At 35.3% G+C, this 17,119-nt stretch carries 16 protein-coding genes and 2 pseudogenes; 7 read left to right on the top strand and 11 right to left on the bottom strand.

Annotated features, from left to right (window positions below):
- Window positions 1-3 precede the first annotated feature (3 nt).
- Window positions 4-690 carry an XRE family transcriptional regulator gene (locus D8855_RS08435; RefSeq protein WP_004269891.1) on the bottom strand — a complete coding sequence of 229 codons (687 nt, stop codon included), beginning with the start codon at window positions 688-690 and terminating at the stop codon, window positions 4-6.
- A 237-nt stretch (window positions 691-927) separates the two neighbouring features.
- Here D8855_RS08435 and D8855_RS08430 point away from each other — a divergent pair, with 237 nt between their 5' ends.
- Genes D8855_RS08430 through D8855_RS08420 form a run of 3 tightly spaced genes read left to right on the top strand, consistent with a single transcriptional unit; the run spans window position 928 to window position 3,020 of the window.
- Window positions 928-1,476 carry a YqeG family HAD IIIA-type phosphatase gene (locus D8855_RS08430; RefSeq protein ID WP_042750123.1) on the top strand — a complete coding sequence of 183 codons (549 nt, stop codon included), beginning with the start codon at window positions 928-930 and terminating at the stop codon, window positions 1,474-1,476.
- Window positions 1,460-2,296 carry a VanW family protein gene (locus tag D8855_RS08425; RefSeq protein WP_125416936.1) on the top strand — a complete coding sequence of 279 codons (837 nt, stop codon included), beginning with the start codon at window positions 1,460-1,462 and terminating at the stop codon, window positions 2,294-2,296. The genes D8855_RS08430 and D8855_RS08425 overlap by 17 nt, the downstream gene beginning before the upstream one ends.
- Window positions 2,297-2,354: 58 nt before the next feature.
- Window positions 2,355-3,020 carry a hypothetical protein gene (locus tag D8855_RS08420; RefSeq protein WP_049492886.1) on the top strand — a complete coding sequence of 222 codons (666 nt, stop codon included), beginning with the start codon at window positions 2,355-2,357 and terminating at the stop codon, window positions 3,018-3,020.
- Between the two features lie 721 nt (window positions 3,021-3,741).
- Here D8855_RS08420 and D8855_RS08415 read toward each other — a convergent pair.
- The 5 genes and pseudogenes from D8855_RS08415 to D8855_RS08395 form a co-directional block, all read right to left on the bottom strand.
- Window positions 3,742-4,994 (bottom strand): annotated as a pseudogene (locus D8855_RS08415) (ISL3 family transposase).
- A gap of 228 nt (window positions 4,995-5,222) precedes the next feature.
- Window positions 5,223-6,881, bottom strand: a complete 1,659-nt coding sequence (merA, locus tag D8855_RS08410) for a mercury(II) reductase (protein WP_125416934.1) — start codon at window positions 6,879-6,881, stop codon at window positions 5,223-5,225.
- A 28-nt stretch (window positions 6,882-6,909) separates the two neighbouring features.
- Window positions 6,910-7,302: an Hg(II)-responsive transcriptional regulator gene (gene merR, locus D8855_RS08405; protein ID WP_000640389.1), complete on the bottom strand. Its 393-nt coding sequence runs from the start codon at window positions 7,300-7,302 to the stop codon at window positions 6,910-6,912.
- Between the two features lie 269 nt (window positions 7,303-7,571).
- Window positions 7,572-7,910: a Cd(II)/Zn(II)-sensing metalloregulatory transcriptional regulator CadX gene (gene cadX, locus D8855_RS08400; RefSeq protein WP_000711088.1), complete on the bottom strand. Its 339-nt coding sequence runs from the start codon at window positions 7,908-7,910 to the stop codon at window positions 7,572-7,574.
- Window positions 7,911-7,921: 11 nt separating this feature from the next.
- The gene (locus tag D8855_RS08395) at window positions 7,922-8,536 is read right to left on the bottom strand and encodes a CadD family cadmium resistance transporter (protein WP_000615750.1); all 615 of its coding nucleotides are present in this window, start codon (window positions 8,534-8,536) and stop codon (window positions 7,922-7,924) included.
- 28 nt (window positions 8,537-8,564) lie between these two features.
- Between D8855_RS08395 and D8855_RS10845 the strand changes: the two genes are divergently transcribed.
- Both D8855_RS10845 and D8855_RS10960 read left to right on the top strand, forming a co-directional pair.
- Entirely contained in the window at window positions 8,565-8,738 is a 174-nt protein-coding gene (locus D8855_RS10845; protein WP_071788300.1) for a FanG protein, read from the top strand.
- A 251-nt stretch (window positions 8,739-8,989) separates the two neighbouring features.
- Window positions 8,990-9,368: pseudogene (locus D8855_RS10960) on the top strand (hypothetical protein).
- A 461-nt stretch (window positions 9,369-9,829) separates the two neighbouring features.
- On the opposite strand, the gene D8855_RS08380 reads toward D8855_RS10960, so the two are convergent.
- From D8855_RS08380 to D8855_RS08360, 4 genes are all read right to left on the bottom strand, one after another.
- The gene (locus tag D8855_RS08380; protein WP_000469564.1) at window positions 9,830-10,024 is read right to left on the bottom strand and encodes a hypothetical protein; all 195 of its coding nucleotides are present in this window, start codon (window positions 10,022-10,024) and stop codon (window positions 9,830-9,832) included.
- Complete coding sequence (locus D8855_RS08375) at window positions 10,005-10,337, bottom strand: hypothetical protein (RefSeq protein WP_125416932.1); 333 nt, start codon at window positions 10,335-10,337, stop codon at window positions 10,005-10,007. The genes D8855_RS08380 and D8855_RS08375 overlap by 20 nt, the downstream gene beginning before the upstream one ends.
- Before the next feature lie 359 nt (window positions 10,338-10,696).
- Window positions 10,697-11,536 (bottom strand): phage replisome organizer N-terminal domain-containing protein, encoded by an 840-nt coding sequence (locus D8855_RS08365; protein ID WP_001014727.1) that lies wholly within the window; start codon window positions 11,534-11,536, stop codon window positions 10,697-10,699.
- 8 nt (window positions 11,537-11,544) lie between these two features.
- On the bottom strand, window positions 11,545-11,826 hold the full coding sequence (locus D8855_RS08360; protein WP_000005472.1) for a hypothetical protein: 282 nt from the start codon (window positions 11,824-11,826) through the stop codon (window positions 11,545-11,547).
- 147 nt (window positions 11,827-11,973) lie between these two features.
- Between D8855_RS08360 and D8855_RS08355 the strand changes: the two genes are divergently transcribed.
- Together D8855_RS08355 and D8855_RS08350 are read left to right on the top strand one after the other, a co-directional pair.
- Complete coding sequence (locus D8855_RS08355; RefSeq protein WP_000181350.1) at window positions 11,974-12,492, top strand: helix-turn-helix domain-containing protein; 519 nt, start codon at window positions 11,974-11,976, stop codon at window positions 12,490-12,492.
- Window positions 12,493-12,543: 51 nt separating this feature from the next.
- Window positions 12,544-13,698, top strand: a complete 1,155-nt coding sequence (locus D8855_RS08350) for a site-specific integrase (RefSeq protein ID WP_125416930.1) — start codon at window positions 12,544-12,546, stop codon at window positions 13,696-13,698.
- Between the two features lie 699 nt (window positions 13,699-14,397).
- On the opposite strand, the gene D8855_RS08345 is transcribed toward D8855_RS08350, so the two are convergent.
- Entirely contained in the window at window positions 14,398-17,091 is a 2,694-nt protein-coding gene (locus D8855_RS08345; protein ID WP_125416928.1) for an SEC10/PgrA surface exclusion domain-containing protein, read from the bottom strand.
- Between the last annotated feature and the right edge of the window lie 28 nt (window positions 17,092-17,119).

The following is a 17,119-nucleotide window of genomic DNA, read 5'->3' as shown; positions in this document are numbered from 1 at the left end:
AGTCTAGCCCTCCATCGGCACAAAGTTCCCAACGATAATCCCCACAATCCGAGGATCTTCCTCATAGGAGATGAAAATATCTTTGTATTTAGGATTGATAGAGACCAGACGCAAGCCATCTTCCTCACGATAAACCCGCTTGATATAGGTCTGGTTGTTACAAACCACTGCATAAACCGCCCCGTCATAGTCAAATCCTGTCTCTCGAATCAGAGCTACTGAACCATTTTGGTATTTAGGTTCCATGGAGTCCCCAGACACCCATGACGCAAAATCATGAGCCAACTCCTCATTAAAGTAAACCGTATCAAAATTCTGATCATCGTAGACCGAAGCCCCAATCCCTGCTGACATGCGTTCATAAACACGGTACTCGTAGAGGCGCTCTGGCATCGCTGTTACTTTCTGGGCTTTCTCCTCTTGAGATAGGTTGCGAGCATAGAGAACAACCTTCTCCTGCCCTTGCTTGGAGAGGCTATGGTAGAGACGGACAATCTCGATCTGAGTAAAATATCCTTTGGATACCTTTAAAATGTTCTCTAACTGGGCTACCTTCTCCTTAGACGGTTCTTTGATTCCACGTTCCCAAGCTGAGTAAGCCTGGAAACTAATCCCAAGTTTCTCTGCAATTTCCCTCTGTGTCAGTTTTAACTCTTTCCTCCGAGCCTTTAATTTTTCTGGCTGATACATACTTCACCTCCTATTATGATAATTTAATGGACATTATCTCCCTTAGAAAGACTAATCGATACTTGAATCCATATTTTTAAAACTCAACCAAAAAGGTTTAATTTTATTATATAAAAAAAGTGGACGGTTGTCTACTAGGAATATCTATTTCTGCTACACACTTAATAGTGGTATTGACCTTGTTCTATATATGTGCTAGAATTATTGTTATATATTCAATGAAAGGCTTTACACAATATGTTTCCATTCATGCCAGCAGCACGAGCAAAAACTGTTTTTGATATCCCCTATCAAAGATTATATCAACTTGGTTTTAAAGGATTAATTTTTGATATCGATCAAACTCTTGTGATGCATGGCGCCCCCGCTACAGAACAAGTTATTGAACTTTTTCAAAATCTCAAAGCCATTGGTTTCCAAATTTTTCTTTTGTCAAACAACGACGAAGAAAGAATCACACAATTTAATCAACACTTATCTGTGCCTTTTATCCCACTTTCGGAAAAACCAAATCCTAAGAACTTTAAAAAAGCTCTTGACATGATGCAGCTAAAACCATTTGAAACAGTTATGATTGGAGATCAACTTTTTACAGATGTTCTGGGAGCTAGTCGGGCAAATATCTCCACTATCTTGGTTGATTTTTTATATGATCCTAAAGAAGGCGGAATTGGTAAAAAACGATGGGTTGAAAAATTAATACTTCATACTTACCCATTTTTGAGACAAAAAAATAAAAATTTAGATGTGATCAAAAAGGAGAAACAACATGGTTTTTTGGAATAAGGATCTATTATTTTGTGAAATTAGTCCTACAACATATAAAATCTCTTTAAAAAAAGAAAATCTAAAACGACATATACAGAACCTTAAACAAGGAAAAAAATTCTCTAAGATTCGTCAAGAAAAGATATTACCCAACTTAGTTTCATCATATTCTACTCAACTGATAAAACATGGTCCTGGAATTGATATTAATCTTCAAAAAGGAAAAGCTACTAACATACAGATTGCTAGTAAAAATCTAAATAACATTATCATTCATCCAGGAGAAGAATTTTCTTTTTGGAGTTTAGTTGGTAATACAACGAAGAAAAAAGGATACCAGGAAGGGCGAGTTATTATTAATGGGAAAGTAGAACCTGATATTGGCGGAGGGCTATGTAATTTAGCTAACTTGCTTCATCTTTTAATTGTTCATAGTCCTATGAAAATTACAGAATTTCATTCTCACTCTGATGCATTAGACCCTGATAAGGGGACTCGGAAACCATTTGCGAATGGAACTTCTGTACAGTATAATCATCAGGACTATCGTTTTAAAAATAATACTGACCAACTTATTCAATTGAGAACATGGACTGAAAATGAGATTCTCTTCGGGGAATTAAGAAGTGAATCACAATTTCCGTTCACTTATCAGATAGTTGAAGAAAATCATCATTTCAAAAAAGAAGGCAATTATTACTATCGCAACTCCATGATTTATCGTGAAAAACTTGATAGAATAACTGAACAAACTTTGGAAAAAGAGCTTATTTTGAAAAATCATTCAAAAGTCATGTACGATCCGAAACTCATTCCTAAAGAAATGATTAGACAGTAACCTAAGTACTTTTATTTTTAAGAAAAAGAACTTAGAATTAACATCAAAAGGAACATTTATGAACTCACCTAAATTAATTGTTATGCTGACGCATAATGATCACACAATTGAAAATGCACGAGAAATCTTCGAATCATGTAAGAACACCAAAGCCGAATTCTGGGGATTTAAAGAAAAACCACTTCCAATTTCGGAAATGAAGTCTTTATTTTCAGAAATGAAGTCTTACGGTAAAACTACTTTTCTTGAAGTTGTGGAATACGATGAAGAGAATGGTCTTCAAGGTGCACGAATTGCAAAAGAGTGCGGATGCGATGTTTTAATGGGGACTGTCTACTTTGATTCAATCAACGAGTTTTGTAAAGAGAATAACATAAAGTACATGCCATTCGTAGGAGAAATTAAAGAGCGTCCATCTATTTTGGAAGGTACTATAGAAAATATGATTTCTCAGGCGAAAGAATACTTAAAAAAAGGGGTCTATGGCTTTGACTTACTAGGTTACCGTTATACTGGCGACCCCTTGAAGCTAAATAATGCTTTTACTCAAGCCATACAAGCTCCCGTCTGTTTGGCCGGAAGTATTGATTGTTATGAACGATTGAATGAAGTAATTGATACAAATCCTTGGGCATTTACAATCGGAAGTGCATTTTTTGAAAAAAAATTTGGTACAGAAATTCACGAACAGATTAATAATGTTTGTAATTATATAGAGAAATAAGGTAAAGTATACTTTAAAGTTAATATGCTCTCCTCTATCAAATAAATTTTACTTTTATATCAACAAACTACTCTCAAAAAATGAGACTTTTAATCTCACTTTTTGAGAGTAGTTTTGTATTTTGACTATCACTTTAGCAAATATTCAGCAAAAGATATTATAACTTTTATACTAAAAATAAGATCGAGAATTTTTAAAAATATGTATTAAAAATATTTCATATTTCTGCTGTAAAAATCAATGGTGGAAATTTTTAGGGAAACTCTTGATTTTTAGACAAAAAAAGACATCCAAGAGAAAATTCTTGAATGTCTGTAAACGTTGATATAATCGTATTGATTAACGTTTTGAGAATTGTGATGCTTTACGAGCTTTCTTAAGACCTGGTTTTTTCTACATTATGATATTTATGGTAAATTATCACTAAAATCAAGTAATTTTAAGAGATAAATCCTCAATATTTACATATATAATCCTTTTGAAAATCGAGAGGTTATCAAAGGGTTATCACATTTTAGTTTTCGGAGCTTATGTAGTTGAGAAATACGAAATACCGTATCATAAAGATGATGTACAGTTTAGCAACAAATATACAGTTTCTTCGTGCCTGGACAATTTCTTTTTCTATCCTGAAGATATTTAAACAGTTCTATATATTATTTCTTGTGAGTAATTTTCATCAAAAAATTTCGGGTATTCGGATTTTATGGTGGAAAAGGGCTTATAAATCACCCTTCTCCAAATTCTTAATAAGTGTGGAAAAATCGACACCTAAGTTGTCTGTAATGTCGTGATCATTCACTTCATACCAATTGAAAGTATCGTATAACATAGCTTTATTGAAAGCACTTGAATTAAATCGTGGCTTACGCTTTTTATGGAGCTTCTCATTGAAAAGGATTTTGGCTCGTAAGGCATCAAACGAGTAACCTCTACCCATTCGCTCTACCTGCCTAATAATGCTGTTAATTGACTCCGTATAAGCATTAGTGAGCCTTTTATCAAAGTAGTTGAATATTTCAACATGCCAGTTGTCTACGGCTCTCACGAGGTCTTTATATGCGTCTTTAGAGTTGCTGGACATACAACGGTGTCTCCATTGACTATAACGAAGATGACCTTCATCTGGATCAGGAGTATCCCATATCCAGTAAAACTCTTCTTTGAGTTCATAGGCTTCTTTTAAAGCAGGAAGATTACCTAACCAAGTATCTAAGAGGAATGATTCACGTTCATTTAGATCGTGTTTACGCTTTAGAAGGATAAACCTTTCACGCATAAGGTACGTCTTTCTTTTTGGCTCATATGGGCTTTCAAAGACTTTCTGACGTTATCTAAGGCTTGATTAGCCATTCTAACTACATGAAACTTATCTACGACAACTTTAGCGTGTGGAAGGATAGTGTTCACTGCGTCTTTGTAGGGCTTCCACATATCCATTGTGACGTACTCAATGTAAGTCCTGTCACTGATTTCTGAAAGACGTTGGATGACTGTTTCCTTGTTACGGTTAGGCTTGATGTCATAAATAGTCCTGCGTTCAATATTAGTCAATACAAGCCGAGGTCTACGGATAATATGTATCTCGTCTATCCCAAGCCACTTAGGAGTTTCAAACTGGTATTCACGTTCTTTGAGTGCCACATAGTCCTTAAAAACGTTCCTAATGGTTTTTTCGTCAACACCAACGCTTTCTGCGACTTCTACAAAGGTCTTAGACATGGATTGCTCTTGAATGGACTTTAAAAGCCTTTTGGTCATACTACGCTTTTCATCTACAGATATTAGGCGTTCCCAGAAGGTAGATCCGCATTCACGACACTTGTATCGTCTACGGTTCAATTGTAAGCCCACTCGCTTTAAACGAATGGGCAAATCCATAATTAGTTGATTTCTTGAACTGTGTTTGTACAACTTGTCAAAACCACATTCAGGACAACATTCAGGTGGTCCGACTGCTTCAACTTTAAACATCATATCGGTTTCATTTTCTTGTGGCGGTTCTATTGTTTTAATGTCTGGTAAGGATAATAAGTCTGACATATTATTCATCCTTTATTACTCTGCGGTGTTAAGGTATCAATTATAGATTTGATGTCGAAATCATCAGTGTTAAATTATTTTTGTGACCACAAATGCACTTAGAAAATCCCTTAAAGCATTAGCTGGTTCACTTGAATAGGGAGTTGTAAAAAAGTTCCCTTAGCCTGCACAGCAAGATAATTTCGAAACATCTTTATCAAAAGTTAGGACAGCCAGCTTCAATCCTTCTGCCATTGTTAGATATGGAGCCATCGTTTCTCTCAGATCTCCAACAGTTAAACCGAATTTCACAGCTAATGTTGCTGCATAAATTACGTCTCCTGCGTTTTCTGCCACTACATGCGCCCCTAACACTTTCAATGTTTTCGCGTCTGCCACTAATTTGAAAACACCTGTTGTTTCCCGATTAACGAGCGCTCTTGGAACAGCATCCAACGGCAATACCGATGTTTTCACTTCATATCCTTTTTCTTTTGCCTGTTGCTCCGTTAAACCAACCGTTGCAATCGATGGAGAAGTAAACGTAACGCCTGGAACCACTTCTAAATTGACCTTTTGATTTAGTCCTCCGATTGCATTACGAGCAGCAAGTCCACCTTCATAAGCAGCTACATAAACAAATTGGGGACCGAGAGTGACATCTCCAGCTGAATAAATTCGGGAATTGGTCGTTTTAAGATAATCATCAATGACAATTTCACCACGGGAACCAACTTCAACGCCTGCTGCATGTAAGTTTAATGATTCTGTATTTGGTTTTCTTCCAGTGGCAATTAGCAATTGTTCTGCTTCAATAATTCGCTTTTTACCATTTATCTCAACATGAACTTTTTTAATGTCTCCATCTTGCTCAACTCGTTCATAGGTTGCACCTGTTACTAAATTAATTCCCTGTTCTGTTAAGGCCTTAGTAATGGCTTCTGAAATTTCAGGATCGTATTCTTTTAATAGACGCTCGCTTCTTTGAATCAAAGTGACTTCTGACCCGAGGTTATGAAATAGTTGTCCTAATTCCATGCCGATATATCCTGAACCAATTACGGTAAGACGATTTGGAACCTTCTTTAATTCCAATAAGCTAGTGCTTGTTAAATAATCTACTTCATCTAATCCGGGAATATTAGGTGCAGTTGAAGAAGCACCTGTAGCTATTAAAAATCTTTTGGCTGTGATTTGATTGCCATTTACTTCAACTGTATTTTCATTTACGAATTTTGCTTCACCTTTTATTAATTCAAAACCATAATCATCAATTAAATTCACATATTTTTCATTTCGCATCTCGGTTACTAAATCATTCTTTTGTTTTACTAATGGCGCTAAATCAACATTTGAAGCCGAAGTGTGTAATCCCACAAATGGATTATTTTTTGCTAGATGATTGATTTCCCCTGCTCTTAATAAGGTCTTAGAAGGAACGCATCCGACATTAACGCAAGTTCCACCCACCGTTCCACGCTCAATCATAGCCACTTTTGCGTTCAAAGTAACGGCTTCAATGGCAGATGAAAAGGCAGCTCCACCAGAACCGATGATGATGTAATCATAATCATAGTTACCTTCATCATTTAAACTTACATCTGTCCTTTTTTCCGATTGCACTTGTATTTCTTCTACTTCGCCCGGGTGATAATTTGCGTCAGCAATAGCCTTTATTGCACTTTCAACCTCAATATCATCGGACAGTTCAAATACTGCTTCACCACGACGATAACTAGACTCAATATTTTTAGCACCTATCTTTTCAAGTGCTGATTCTACGTGTTTTTCACAACCCGTACAAGTCATTCCTGAAATGTTTACCTTAAATTTATTCATAAAAAAGCTCCTTTCGTTAATTAATCTCTCATGTTAATGTTTCTATTATTGGACACGAATGTAATTGCTTTTCATCTGGACATCGTTGTTTTAAGTCGTCTAACATAGTTTCAATTCGTTTTAAATCCTCTATTTGTTTTTGCACTTCCTTTTGTTTTTTAGAAACAAATTCGAACATATCTTGACAACGAACTTCATCTTTATCTACAACACCAAGTAATTTATAAATCTCGCTTAAAGAGAAACCAAGTTCCTGTATTCGTTTAATAAGCCCAACACGCTTAACATCATCATATGAATATATCCGATAACCAGCTTCCGTTCGGTGAGGTTCTTGTAATAAATTTTTTCGCTCGTAATATCTGATCGTTTCTTTATTAACTCCACATTTATCTGCAAACTCACTAATGCGATAAATCATCTTATTTCACCCCCTGAATATTATAAACCATGTACCACAGTACACGGTCAAGTAAATTGGACTATTTTATTTTTTTCCCAAAGTATCACTCGTATGTGATTGATACTTTTATATAATACTATTGATTATCCTAACATCCCACCAGAAAATCCGATTTAAACACCAGTTGTTTTTAAACTATTAAGAAAGTAATTCCACTATATATTCCGAAGACCCGAAATTTCATAGAGTAGCTCCCTAGAATCATGGAAAAGTAGTAAAAATAGTTGTTATCCTAGTTGATTAAAAAAATCCCTGATTTCCTCATCTTTTATAAAATAATATATAATTTTCCCCTCTCTTCTAGTGCCCAAGATGTTTTGATTGGCTAGTTTACGAAGATGGTGGGAAGTAGATGCCATACTGAGATTTAGTAAACAGGCTATATCACAGACACAGAGTTCTTCAACAGCAAGAAGATAGAAGATGATATTTATCTGTTTATTATCGGTAAATTTTGTTAAAATGCGAAGTGATTTTTGGACTTTTTCCTTTTCAAGGTAGTTCGTTGCGGTTGTAATATTTTGCTGATTTATAACATTCACTTGGCAGATACTATCTTTTTTCATAATATTCTCTCCTAGCCTAATATAGTCCATAGTATGTCAAAACTGTTATTTTCAATCAGGATATATATCCCCAATCCTAAATAAACAACGGCAATAAACCATCTGCTATATTTTTCCAAAATTTCTCCAACAGAAGAGACTTGTGCCAATTTTTGGGCAGAAAAAACCAAGAGATAAATCATGACTAGAAAGGTAAGTAAAGCTACTATCAAATTTGCTAAATTTAAGGTAGTAAAATATGGAACAAAGACACCAATATTGTCAGCACCACAACTTGCAAAAGTAATCATAGCGACTAGAAATATCAGGTTTTTATTATCTTTGCGCAAACCTTCTTTGGCAATAGCTTCTCCATCAGAATCTCCTAAAAGCAAAACTTTGAGACCTAGGAAAATTGGAATCAAACCGAGTAAACCTAAAATCTCTTTACTAGGAATATAATTTAAGACAAATGCAAAAAGCAAACTTAGCAATATTAGACTAACAGAGCCTAGAAATTGTCCTAAATAGATGTTAATGATGTCTTTTCTGCTTTTTCTTTTGGCAAAAAATAACATTAGGATAATAAGTAAGTCTACGGCTGTCCCAGAATACAGGATTATTGAAGTAACAACATTTTGAATCATAAAATACCTCATTCAAATATATTTTTGAATGTATTCTAACATTAAACTTTGTAGATGTCAACTTAAAATCCACCAAAATATAGATAAGAAGTTAGTGTACCAAATATTAAAAAGCCCTGCCATCGAAATGACAGCAGGGCTTAACTTCAATATCCAGATAATATATTTATCTAAAAAAGGTACAGTTTTTATTGATTTGTAGTGCGATATAATGAGTTTCCAAAAATCAAAAATCGCTTAAAATCAATATTTTGACATCTATTGACGTGTACTGAAACCCTTACTTAACCTCTGTAAGGATATAATTACGGTACCAGTATATCATAAATAATAACAAAATCTTGACTTTCCGAAACATAATGATTTTCCCGAAAGAAAGAGATCAACCTAAAAAATTACTGTCTTACTTATGTAATGTTTCTTTAATATAATATAGAAATAAAAAGTATGTAAATGAAAAGATTTATCACATTACTTTTAGTGTCTCTATCTACAATTTTGCTTAATTGCATGCTCTAACCAATCAAGCAATTCTTTAGATGGCGAATACCGTTGAATAAACGAGAGTAGAAATGAAGTTGCCTTTACCATTTCAGGTAACAAAGGAAATAGCAACAAAGGAGAGGCCGACACCTTTACAATTGATAAAGACAGTGCAACAATCGAACCGACTGGCTCTAATATCATAAACCGAAAAGAGAATTATACCTTCAAGGATGACGTATTCACTGTAGATATTTCAGGAACAAAGCAGGAGTATTACAAAAAGGATAGTGAAGAAATACAGCGACAAGTAAAACCCTCAAACTATTTGATATTCTTTATACAATAAAAACGATTTTGTACTGACCCCCAAAAGTTAGATTTTTTCTGTCTAACTTTTGGGGGTCAGTACACACCCGCATAGCGGGTATTTTTTTGTCTCGCACCTAGCGGAGTGAGACAGGCTAATAGTCACATAATAAAAAATTTACTTAAAGTCAGATTTTAAATACTTTAGAATAGTTCTTTCTAAAACTTACTCCCAAATTTTTTTGCTCGTATAATTCATCAGGGGTTTGGGGATTCCCCAAAATTCAAATCATCCCAAAAAGTACATACACTTTGTGTATACAAATTTTAGGATGATTTTGGGAGTGTGTGTATACAGACTCTGAGCTCGCAAAGTCATATTATGAGAAATCTTTCCTTCTCGATAAAATAATCCCAAAAATCAATTTGACTGTCATTTGTGTGTACATTTTTTTAAGAATATATATATAAGAAAACGCTGTTCAATTTAACAGCGCTTTCTTATTTTAAAATCCTCATATGCCTTTCTTTTTTATGGTTAGCATCATAGTATTCCAGCATCGCATGATACAAACGAGCCTTCGTTTTATCTTGTTGTTTAATTCCATGAAGAAATAATTCTGCTCGCTTTAATTTCAATATGTATTCACATATCTGATCGAAATCCTTATCCATATTACTTTTGAAAATAAACATCTTTTTCCTCCATCACATCAACTATTTTTTGCATCAAAATAGACATATCCATTTTGTTTTCATAGCTTATTTCCCCCACTACAGTTGCAAGACGGGCTATAGAATTGATATTCTTTCCTACCTGTTCCAACTCTTCTGTTAAAGGAACTAAACCTTCAAAAGAGACTTTGTGAATGTTCAAATCTGTTCGGATTAATTTTTTTCTAGCAAACTCAGAAAAATTACGAATATTTTCTTTCCTCATACAATCATTTAATTTTTTATTTTCTTCTTCTGTCAAAAATACTTGTTTCAACACCGATTTTATTCTCATGGTCCTATCACCTCGTTTTCTTATTTAGTCGTTTTACAAGTTCTTTCACTTGTTTACTTGTCTTCTTTTCATATTCTATCATCAGCTCAACGCAGTAGTGAAATATCCTTACATTATCCAAATCCTCACTTTGTTCTGCTATTCTTTCTAACTGACGTAAGTTATTGATAATTCTTCTAACTTGAAATATAAAGTCATGATAAGATTCAAAATCAAATTGAAGATAAATAGGCGAGCTCTTAAATAACATTTTTCTGGCATAAGAGGAAAAACTTAGATGATTTGTCATTTCAATCAAGTTATTCACTATTTCATTTTGCTCCTCAGTGATGTAACATTTCTTTAGAACAGTCCTATATCTACTCATTTATCATATACTTCTTTCGGGCATTTTCATGGGCAATAGCTTTGCACTCCAGCATACGTTCCTGCTTTAAATTCTCCATAGACTTAAATAAATACGCTAAAGGAGAAGTCGCATCCTCAGGAATCCGTTCAATCATGCTAATGACTTCATCACTAGTTACATACCCACTAGCCAAATACTCGCCTATCTTCATCTTCTGAGCATGTGTTAAAGTGTAATTGTTAGGATACAAAAATCTATCATTGTACTTATAAGAAATGGATTCTAACAAAGAATAATATTTGGGTGGAATATAAGTTTCAGGCTTTCTAGAACTATTATCCAGTATATTCTCAATCTCTTTCTTATTCTTACTCTTGTTCTTAATCTCTTGCGTTACATTATCATTTTCATCCGTTACTGTAACGTTACAGTCTAAAACGAGTTGTGGCTCGCCTGTAATTAGTGCTTTTTGTTTTTGTCTATGACGAGCAACACGTTCCCTTGTTTGTTTTCTAATCTTTTCTAGTCCATCTATATTCTGATGTTTCTCCCATTTTGGAATGGTAATAGCGCCATCTATGATTTCTATCATGCCAAATTCTTCAAACATGCTAAGAGCTAATTTTACAGATGTAGCCTTTCGCCTAAACACTGTTGAAAGCATCTCTTCTGTGTAATAAACCTTGTTCCCTAGACTTAATATGCCACTATTATTTTGCTTTCCTGCAAGCACCAGAATTTTAAACCATATTACAATAAGAGTATCTCCTTCTGGCATTGATTCTATTAGCTGAATTTTTTCATCATCAAATATATCTGTTGTTATCTTGATCCACTGAACACCATTCATACGAGTACCTATCTTTCATATTGCTTCAACCATCGTGTTACTGCTCTTTTATCGTATAAAGTCACTCCATCAATCACCATGGTTGGCATTCCTTCTTTCGTCCATTTTTGGATTGTTGTCGTAGATACATCTAACCACCTAGACAAACCTGACATACGAACCATAGGTTTATAAAGTTCTTTATCTTCAAATACTCTTGCTACAGCATTTGAAATCATCTCATCATAGTGAGCACGTAATTGCTTCTCTAATTCTTTAGGAAGCTGGACAACTAAAGTAGTTTCCGACATAAATTCACACCTCATTTCTAAATTAAATAAGCTCCGAAACCATTTAATTTGTTATTCATTTTGAATTATATATCCTTTTTGAATTTTTGTCAAGCTTTTTTATTCAAAAAGAATAAAATGTGTTATAATGATAAAAAGGAGGTTCTTATGACGAATCATATTACTAAACTGATAGAAAATAGTGGAAAAAAATTGACAGAAATTAGCGAAGCTACAAATATAGCCTATCCTACACTTTCTGGATACAATCAAGGAATCCGCAAACCTAAAAAAGATAATGCTGAAAAATTGGCAAAATACTTTAATGTTTCCGTCGCTTACATTATGGGACTTGATAGCAACCCACACGCTCCATCAAATCTTAAAATTGTTACAGATAGTTTCAAAACATCTAAAATTGGTTCTGTGACACCTTTTAAAAGCGATATGGAGAAGTTAAAGAAAAGTATCGAATTTGGCGAAAGGGCATTAACACTACCACTTGATGATAGTTTTTCAGATGAATTTCGTCATATATTCTCAGAATACCTAGCTGAGAAAAATAAACGTTTTATGTCTGAGTTTATAGACTATATGAATCACCAAAATAAAGATTCTAAAGTTTGGCAGAGCTGGATTAAAACAGACGAATACGCTATCCGCCAAGAAGATAGAAAAAATAGATAGACACTCATTTCTCAACTACATAAGCTCCGAAAACTTAGATACGGAGAAAAAATGTCTATACACAAATACAAAACAAAAAAAGGAATCCTATACTATGTCAGCTTTTACATTGGCTTAGATGCTTATGGAAAGAAAAAAAGGCACTTAAAGAGAGGTTTCAAAACCAAAAAAGAGGCAAAATTGTACGAAGCTCGTTTAGAAGCTGGTGTCGTTGCTCCCACAGTAAATACCGACAAACCTAACCCCAAAGTAACTTATAAAGAACTTTATCAAGAATGGTTTAAGGCCTATGTTGGTACCGTTGAAGAAACAACTTCTTCCCAAACTAAGAATATCTATCGAATACATATTCTACCAATATTTGGCGATAAATTTATTGACCAAATCAGTCCTTTAGACTGTCAAAACTTTATTACACAAAAATCTCAGACTTTCAAAAATATCAAACAGATAAAATCCTATACCTTAAAAATTTTTGATTTTGCAATCAACATGAACTACATTGATCGAAATCCAATGAAGAATGTTATCATGCCTAAAATCAAAAAAACTAGATCAGATAATTTTTGGTCTCTGGAGGAATTACATCATTTCCTTGATATAGTGGAAGAAACTGAGCCATTTAAACATTTTGCTTTATTTAGACTGCTTGCATTTAGTGGACTACGAAAAGGGGAGTTATACGCTTTAAAATGGGCTGATATTAACTTTGACAGCAATCTATTGAACATAGATAAAAGTCTAGGAAGAATTGACGGTAAAGCGATTGAAAAGAGCACAAAGAATGAATCTTCAGTTCGTACAATCTATCTTGATGATGAGACAATCGATATTATTAAGCAATGGAGAAATTTCTATCTGAAAGAACAATCTCAGTTTCCTCTTACAAAGCTGAATATTAGTAACGAATATATGTTCTCTTACATATCAAGTAATGACAAAATTGAACCTTTTCATGCTGATTACATTAATAACGTACTGAATCGAATTATTAAAAAGCATAAATTAAAACCAATTAGCCCACATGGGTTTAGACATACACATGCAACACTTATGTCTGAAATTGGAATCGATCCTTCTAATACATCAAAACGTCTCGGTCATGCAAGCAGTCAGATGACATTAGATGTCTATACTCACACCACAAAAACTGGTGAGAAAAACTCTATTGACAAATTTGCAGATTATCTCAATAAAGCAAAATAGAATTATGATTTTTAAAATTTTGAAGAGGTTATCAGAAGGTTATCACAAAGCTATTCGAGCTTAAAAATCGACAAAAAAGAGTTTGGGACAAAAAGATTTTTATTTCAGGAATTCTTTATTATAAGTTTTAAAAATCGATAGATTAGACAAAAAAAGCGAACAAGACAAAATTCTGAGTGTCAGATACCTCGTTTTGTTCGCTTTTTATATTTAAGGTTAGACTTTTGTCCCAGACTCTTTGAAATATTGATATAATCGTATTGATTAACGTTTTGAGGCAACTGACCTCGTCAGGTTGCAGCCACATTTGTAAGCGACTAAAGTCACCACAACTGTGTCAATTGCACCAATTTATCAAGAAAGTACAAAAAAGAACACCCCGAAAGGTGCTCTTTGTAAGTATAGTAATTCTTTCGAATTAACGTTTACTAAATTGTGATGCTTTACGAGCTTTCTTAAGACCTGGTTGGGGCACCACTTATTTCATCTAATTTCAAAGTGCTTTAAAATCAACGTTTTCATAAGTTTTCAAAAAATAAAATTTCAACTAATTTCAATCAGTTTCATTAAAATAAGGTAAACTTTCATAAAAAATAAGCAAAAATCGAACCAGAATATCAAAAATTTACCTTATATAAAATTTTTACATGTATACTAATTTGTTTCCATTAGAAAAGAGAGCCACCGCTCTCTTTCTTTTTATCTATTATATTTTCGTTTTCCTGCTAAAGCGAGGAGTCCAAGACTTGCTCCAAGCAATGCTAAAAGTCCTGAATCCTTTGTTCCTGTATTTGGAAGTTGTTTCTTAGGTTCTGCTTTTGTATTTGTAGCTTTTGCAGGAGCTTGATATGTTTTATCGTCTTTAGTTCCTACTGTAGCCACATTAACAGGTTTGTTTTGTGCCTTCGCATCTACGATGTCAACTACTTTACCGTTAGCGTTAGTGACTTCTTTAGGTTGACCACCTGCTTTACGGATTGCGTCTGCTTTACGAGATAGCTCTTCCAAGCGACGTTTTTCTGCTTGTTCAGTTTCGTAGCGGTCTTTGAGGTCTTTCAAGTTAGCATGGATACGAGCCTTAGATTCAGCGATACCCTCTAGACGAGCCAACTCGTCCTTAGCAGTCTCCAACTCAGCACGAAGTACACCAAGTTTAGCATTAGCGTCAGTAAGCTCTTTATCTAAAGCCTTAAGGACTTCCTCACGCTTAGTAAGAGCGAGTTCAAGAACTGTATGAGTGTCAGTAGCTTCTTTAGATGCTTCACGTTTACGAGCAAGGTCTGCACCAGCTGACTTACGAGCCAAGACTGCTACATCATGAGCCTTAGTAAGGACTTCCAATTCACCTTTAGCAGTTTCAAGGGATTGGTTAGCAGTTGATTGTTCAGCTTTAGCATTGGCAAGAGCTGTCTTAGCTTCAGCAAGAGCCTTAGCTTTGTCAGTTGCATTTGATTTAGCTAGGGCAAGCGATTCCTTAGCAGTTTGCAAAGCTTTAGTGTCTTGTGCTAGTTTGTCTTTAGCGTCAGCAAGAGCCTTTTCAAGAGCTGGAACATCAGTCTTGTTACCTACTACGTTAGAGAGGTTAGTACGAGCATTAGCAAGAGCTGTTTCTGCGTTGGTGTAGTCAGTTTGGGCTGATTGGACAGCTGATTTGGCTTCTTGAGAGGCTTTGACGGCATCATCATAGGATTTTTGAGCAGTTTTAACTGCTTTTTCGTCTACTTTCTTAGTAGTTGCAGAAGTTGATTGAGGGGCTGATAATGTGATTGAAGTTTCGTACCCCGTTGTAAGTTGTGAGAGCATAGCACCGATACCCACTCCCAGGTTAGTCTTATCAGAATCACGCAATCCAAGAAGAGAAAGTGATCCACTGAAACGGTCTGAACTGCCTGTATTTTCTTCTACCGCCATGAGAGTCCTTACAATACCGTCATATACAACTTGCTTAATCTGAGCCATAGTAGTAACGTCAGAACCTGAGAAACTAGGAGTCATCTTAGAACGGATTGCAACGGATGGAGCAGTTACACCTGAGTCCTGCTTAGCTAGCTCATACTTCTCTTTTAGGCTTTTAAGGTGGTGTTCAGAGTACCCTTCCCCCTTTGCAGTTTTATATTCGTTGGCAAGGTTGTTAAAGGCTTCAGCCAATTTGAGAGAACTATCCCCTACTGTAACAGGTTTAGTACCAACTTTAGCACGCAATTCGTTAATGATTGATGCCACATAAGTCGCCAATCGGATTTGTTGCTCTTTAGTTAGGTGTTGGAAGTCAGTAATCTCAGTTGCATCAGTGTCTTCTGAACCATAAGGAATGTCTTTACCTTTATAGTAACGTGAACCTGTAGAGTTGAAGTCACTGAGTGAGTCAGCTGATGCACCAGACTTAGGGTCAGCATAAGGAACATCATAAGCCTCAGTGTCTACTGCGTCTGCAGTACCTGTACCGTTGGCAAGAGCCTTGATTGCGTCGATATACCCTTGGGATAGAGCTGGGGCGTAAGTTGCCTTCGGAACATCGTACATCTTTTCAGAAGATGTAGTTGTTTCAGTGACACCTTCTTTAGCTACGTCAAGAGCTGACTTAGCATTTGTAACTGCACCGTCTTTGTTAGATTGGTCAGCTTTAGCATTAGCAAGGGCTGTAGTAGCTTGGCTGAGAGTGGCTTCAGCCTTAGATACCCCAGCTTGAGCGTCTTTGATAGCTTGGTCTTTGTTAGATTGAGCTTTTTTACCATTATCAAGTTTAGTCTGAGCAGTCGATACGGCTTTAGTGTCTTCCTTGACTTGGTTAGTAAGCGTAGCTACCTCTTTTTCAAGTTGGGTGGTGTCAGTAGTAGATGAAAGAGAATCTACTTTCTTCTGAGCGTCAGCTACCTTATTAGCAGTATCAGTGGCAGTTTTCTCCGCATTAGATACTACCTTAGTTTGGTCAGCAACCTTTTCAGCAGTCGCAGATACAGACTTATCAGCATCAGCTACAGTCTTTTCAGCAGTAGCCAGTTCATTAGCTCGCTTTTCTGCCTCAGACTTAGCTTCAGCCACCTTTTGAGGTGTAACCGACTTAGCTTCTTCTAACTTTTTAGTAGTATCAGCGATAGTCTTTTCAGTATTAGCAATCTTAGTTTCTGTAGCTGAAACAACTTCTTTCTGCTTGGTTACATCCTGACTAGCCTTATCAGATTCAGCCTTAGCATTATCTACGTCCGCTTGACTTGGAACTTTAGGGAATACCTCGTCCTTAGCAACTACCCTAGTTGCTGGTTCATTAACGGCTACCTCAGTCTCGCTAGCAGATACCCCAGTAGATACCCCTAGAGCCGAGATTGCAAGCGTTGAAATAACTGCGCCAGTACGCAATTTCTTAATGGTTCCGTGACCTTTTTGTAATTCCATCTTATAAATCTCCTTTTGATAGTTCTAT

This window comes from Streptococcus mitis (assembly GCF_003942685.1).
GTDB classification, from domain to species: domain Bacteria; phylum Bacillota; class Bacilli; order Lactobacillales; family Streptococcaceae; genus Streptococcus; species Streptococcus mitis_CD.
The sequence above is the reverse complement of the archived record's forward strand: the minus strand, read 5'-3'. Positions and strand labels throughout refer to the sequence as shown.

Excerpts from the sequence above, each read along its gene's own strand:
- D8855_RS08435 (WP_004269891.1), bottom strand. The coding sequence starts at position 690 with ATGTATCAGCCAGAAAAATTAAAGGCTCGGAGGAAAGAGTTAAAACTG.
- D8855_RS08430 (WP_042750123.1), top strand. The coding sequence starts at position 928 with ATGTTTCCATTCATGCCAGCAGCACGAGCAAAAACTGTTTTTGATATC.
- D8855_RS08425 (WP_125416936.1), top strand. The coding sequence starts at position 1,460 with ATGGTTTTTTGGAATAAGGATCTATTATTTTGTGAAATTAGTCCTACA.
- D8855_RS08420 (WP_049492886.1), top strand. The coding sequence starts at position 2,355 with ATGAACTCACCTAAATTAATTGTTATGCTGACGCATAATGATCACACA.
- merA (WP_125416934.1), bottom strand. The coding sequence starts at position 6,881 with ATGAATAAATTTAAGGTAAACATTTCAGGAATGACTTGTACGGGTTGT.
- merR (WP_000640389.1), bottom strand. The coding sequence starts at position 7,302 with ATGATTTATCGCATTAGTGAGTTTGCAGATAAATGTGGAGTTAATAAA.
- cadX (WP_000711088.1), bottom strand. The coding sequence starts at position 7,910 with ATGAAAAAAGATAGTATCTGCCAAGTGAATGTTATAAATCAGCAAAAT.
- D8855_RS08395 (WP_000615750.1), bottom strand. The coding sequence starts at position 8,536 with ATGATTCAAAATGTTGTTACTTCAATAATCCTGTATTCTGGGACAGCC.
- D8855_RS10845 (WP_071788300.1), top strand. The coding sequence starts at position 8,565 with ATGTATTCTAACATTAAACTTTGTAGATGTCAACTTAAAATCCACCAA.
- D8855_RS08380 (WP_000469564.1), bottom strand. The coding sequence starts at position 10,024 with ATGTTTATTTTCAAAAGTAATATGGATAAGGATTTCGATCAGATATGT.
- D8855_RS08375 (WP_125416932.1), bottom strand. The coding sequence starts at position 10,337 with ATGAGAATAAAATCGGTGTTGAAACAAGTATTTTTGACAGAAGAAGAA.
- D8855_RS08365 (WP_001014727.1), bottom strand. The coding sequence starts at position 11,536 with ATGAATGGTGTTCAGTGGATCAAGATAACAACAGATATATTTGATGAT.
- D8855_RS08360 (WP_000005472.1), bottom strand. The coding sequence starts at position 11,826 with ATGTCGGAAACTACTTTAGTTGTCCAGCTTCCTAAAGAATTAGAGAAG.
- D8855_RS08355 (WP_000181350.1), top strand. The coding sequence starts at position 11,974 with ATGACGAATCATATTACTAAACTGATAGAAAATAGTGGAAAAAAATTG.
- D8855_RS08350 (WP_125416930.1), top strand. The coding sequence starts at position 12,544 with ATGTCTATACACAAATACAAAACAAAAAAAGGAATCCTATACTATGTC.
- D8855_RS08345 (WP_125416928.1), bottom strand. The coding sequence starts at position 17,091 with ATGGAATTACAAAAAGGTCACGGAACCATTAAGAAATTGCGTACTGGC.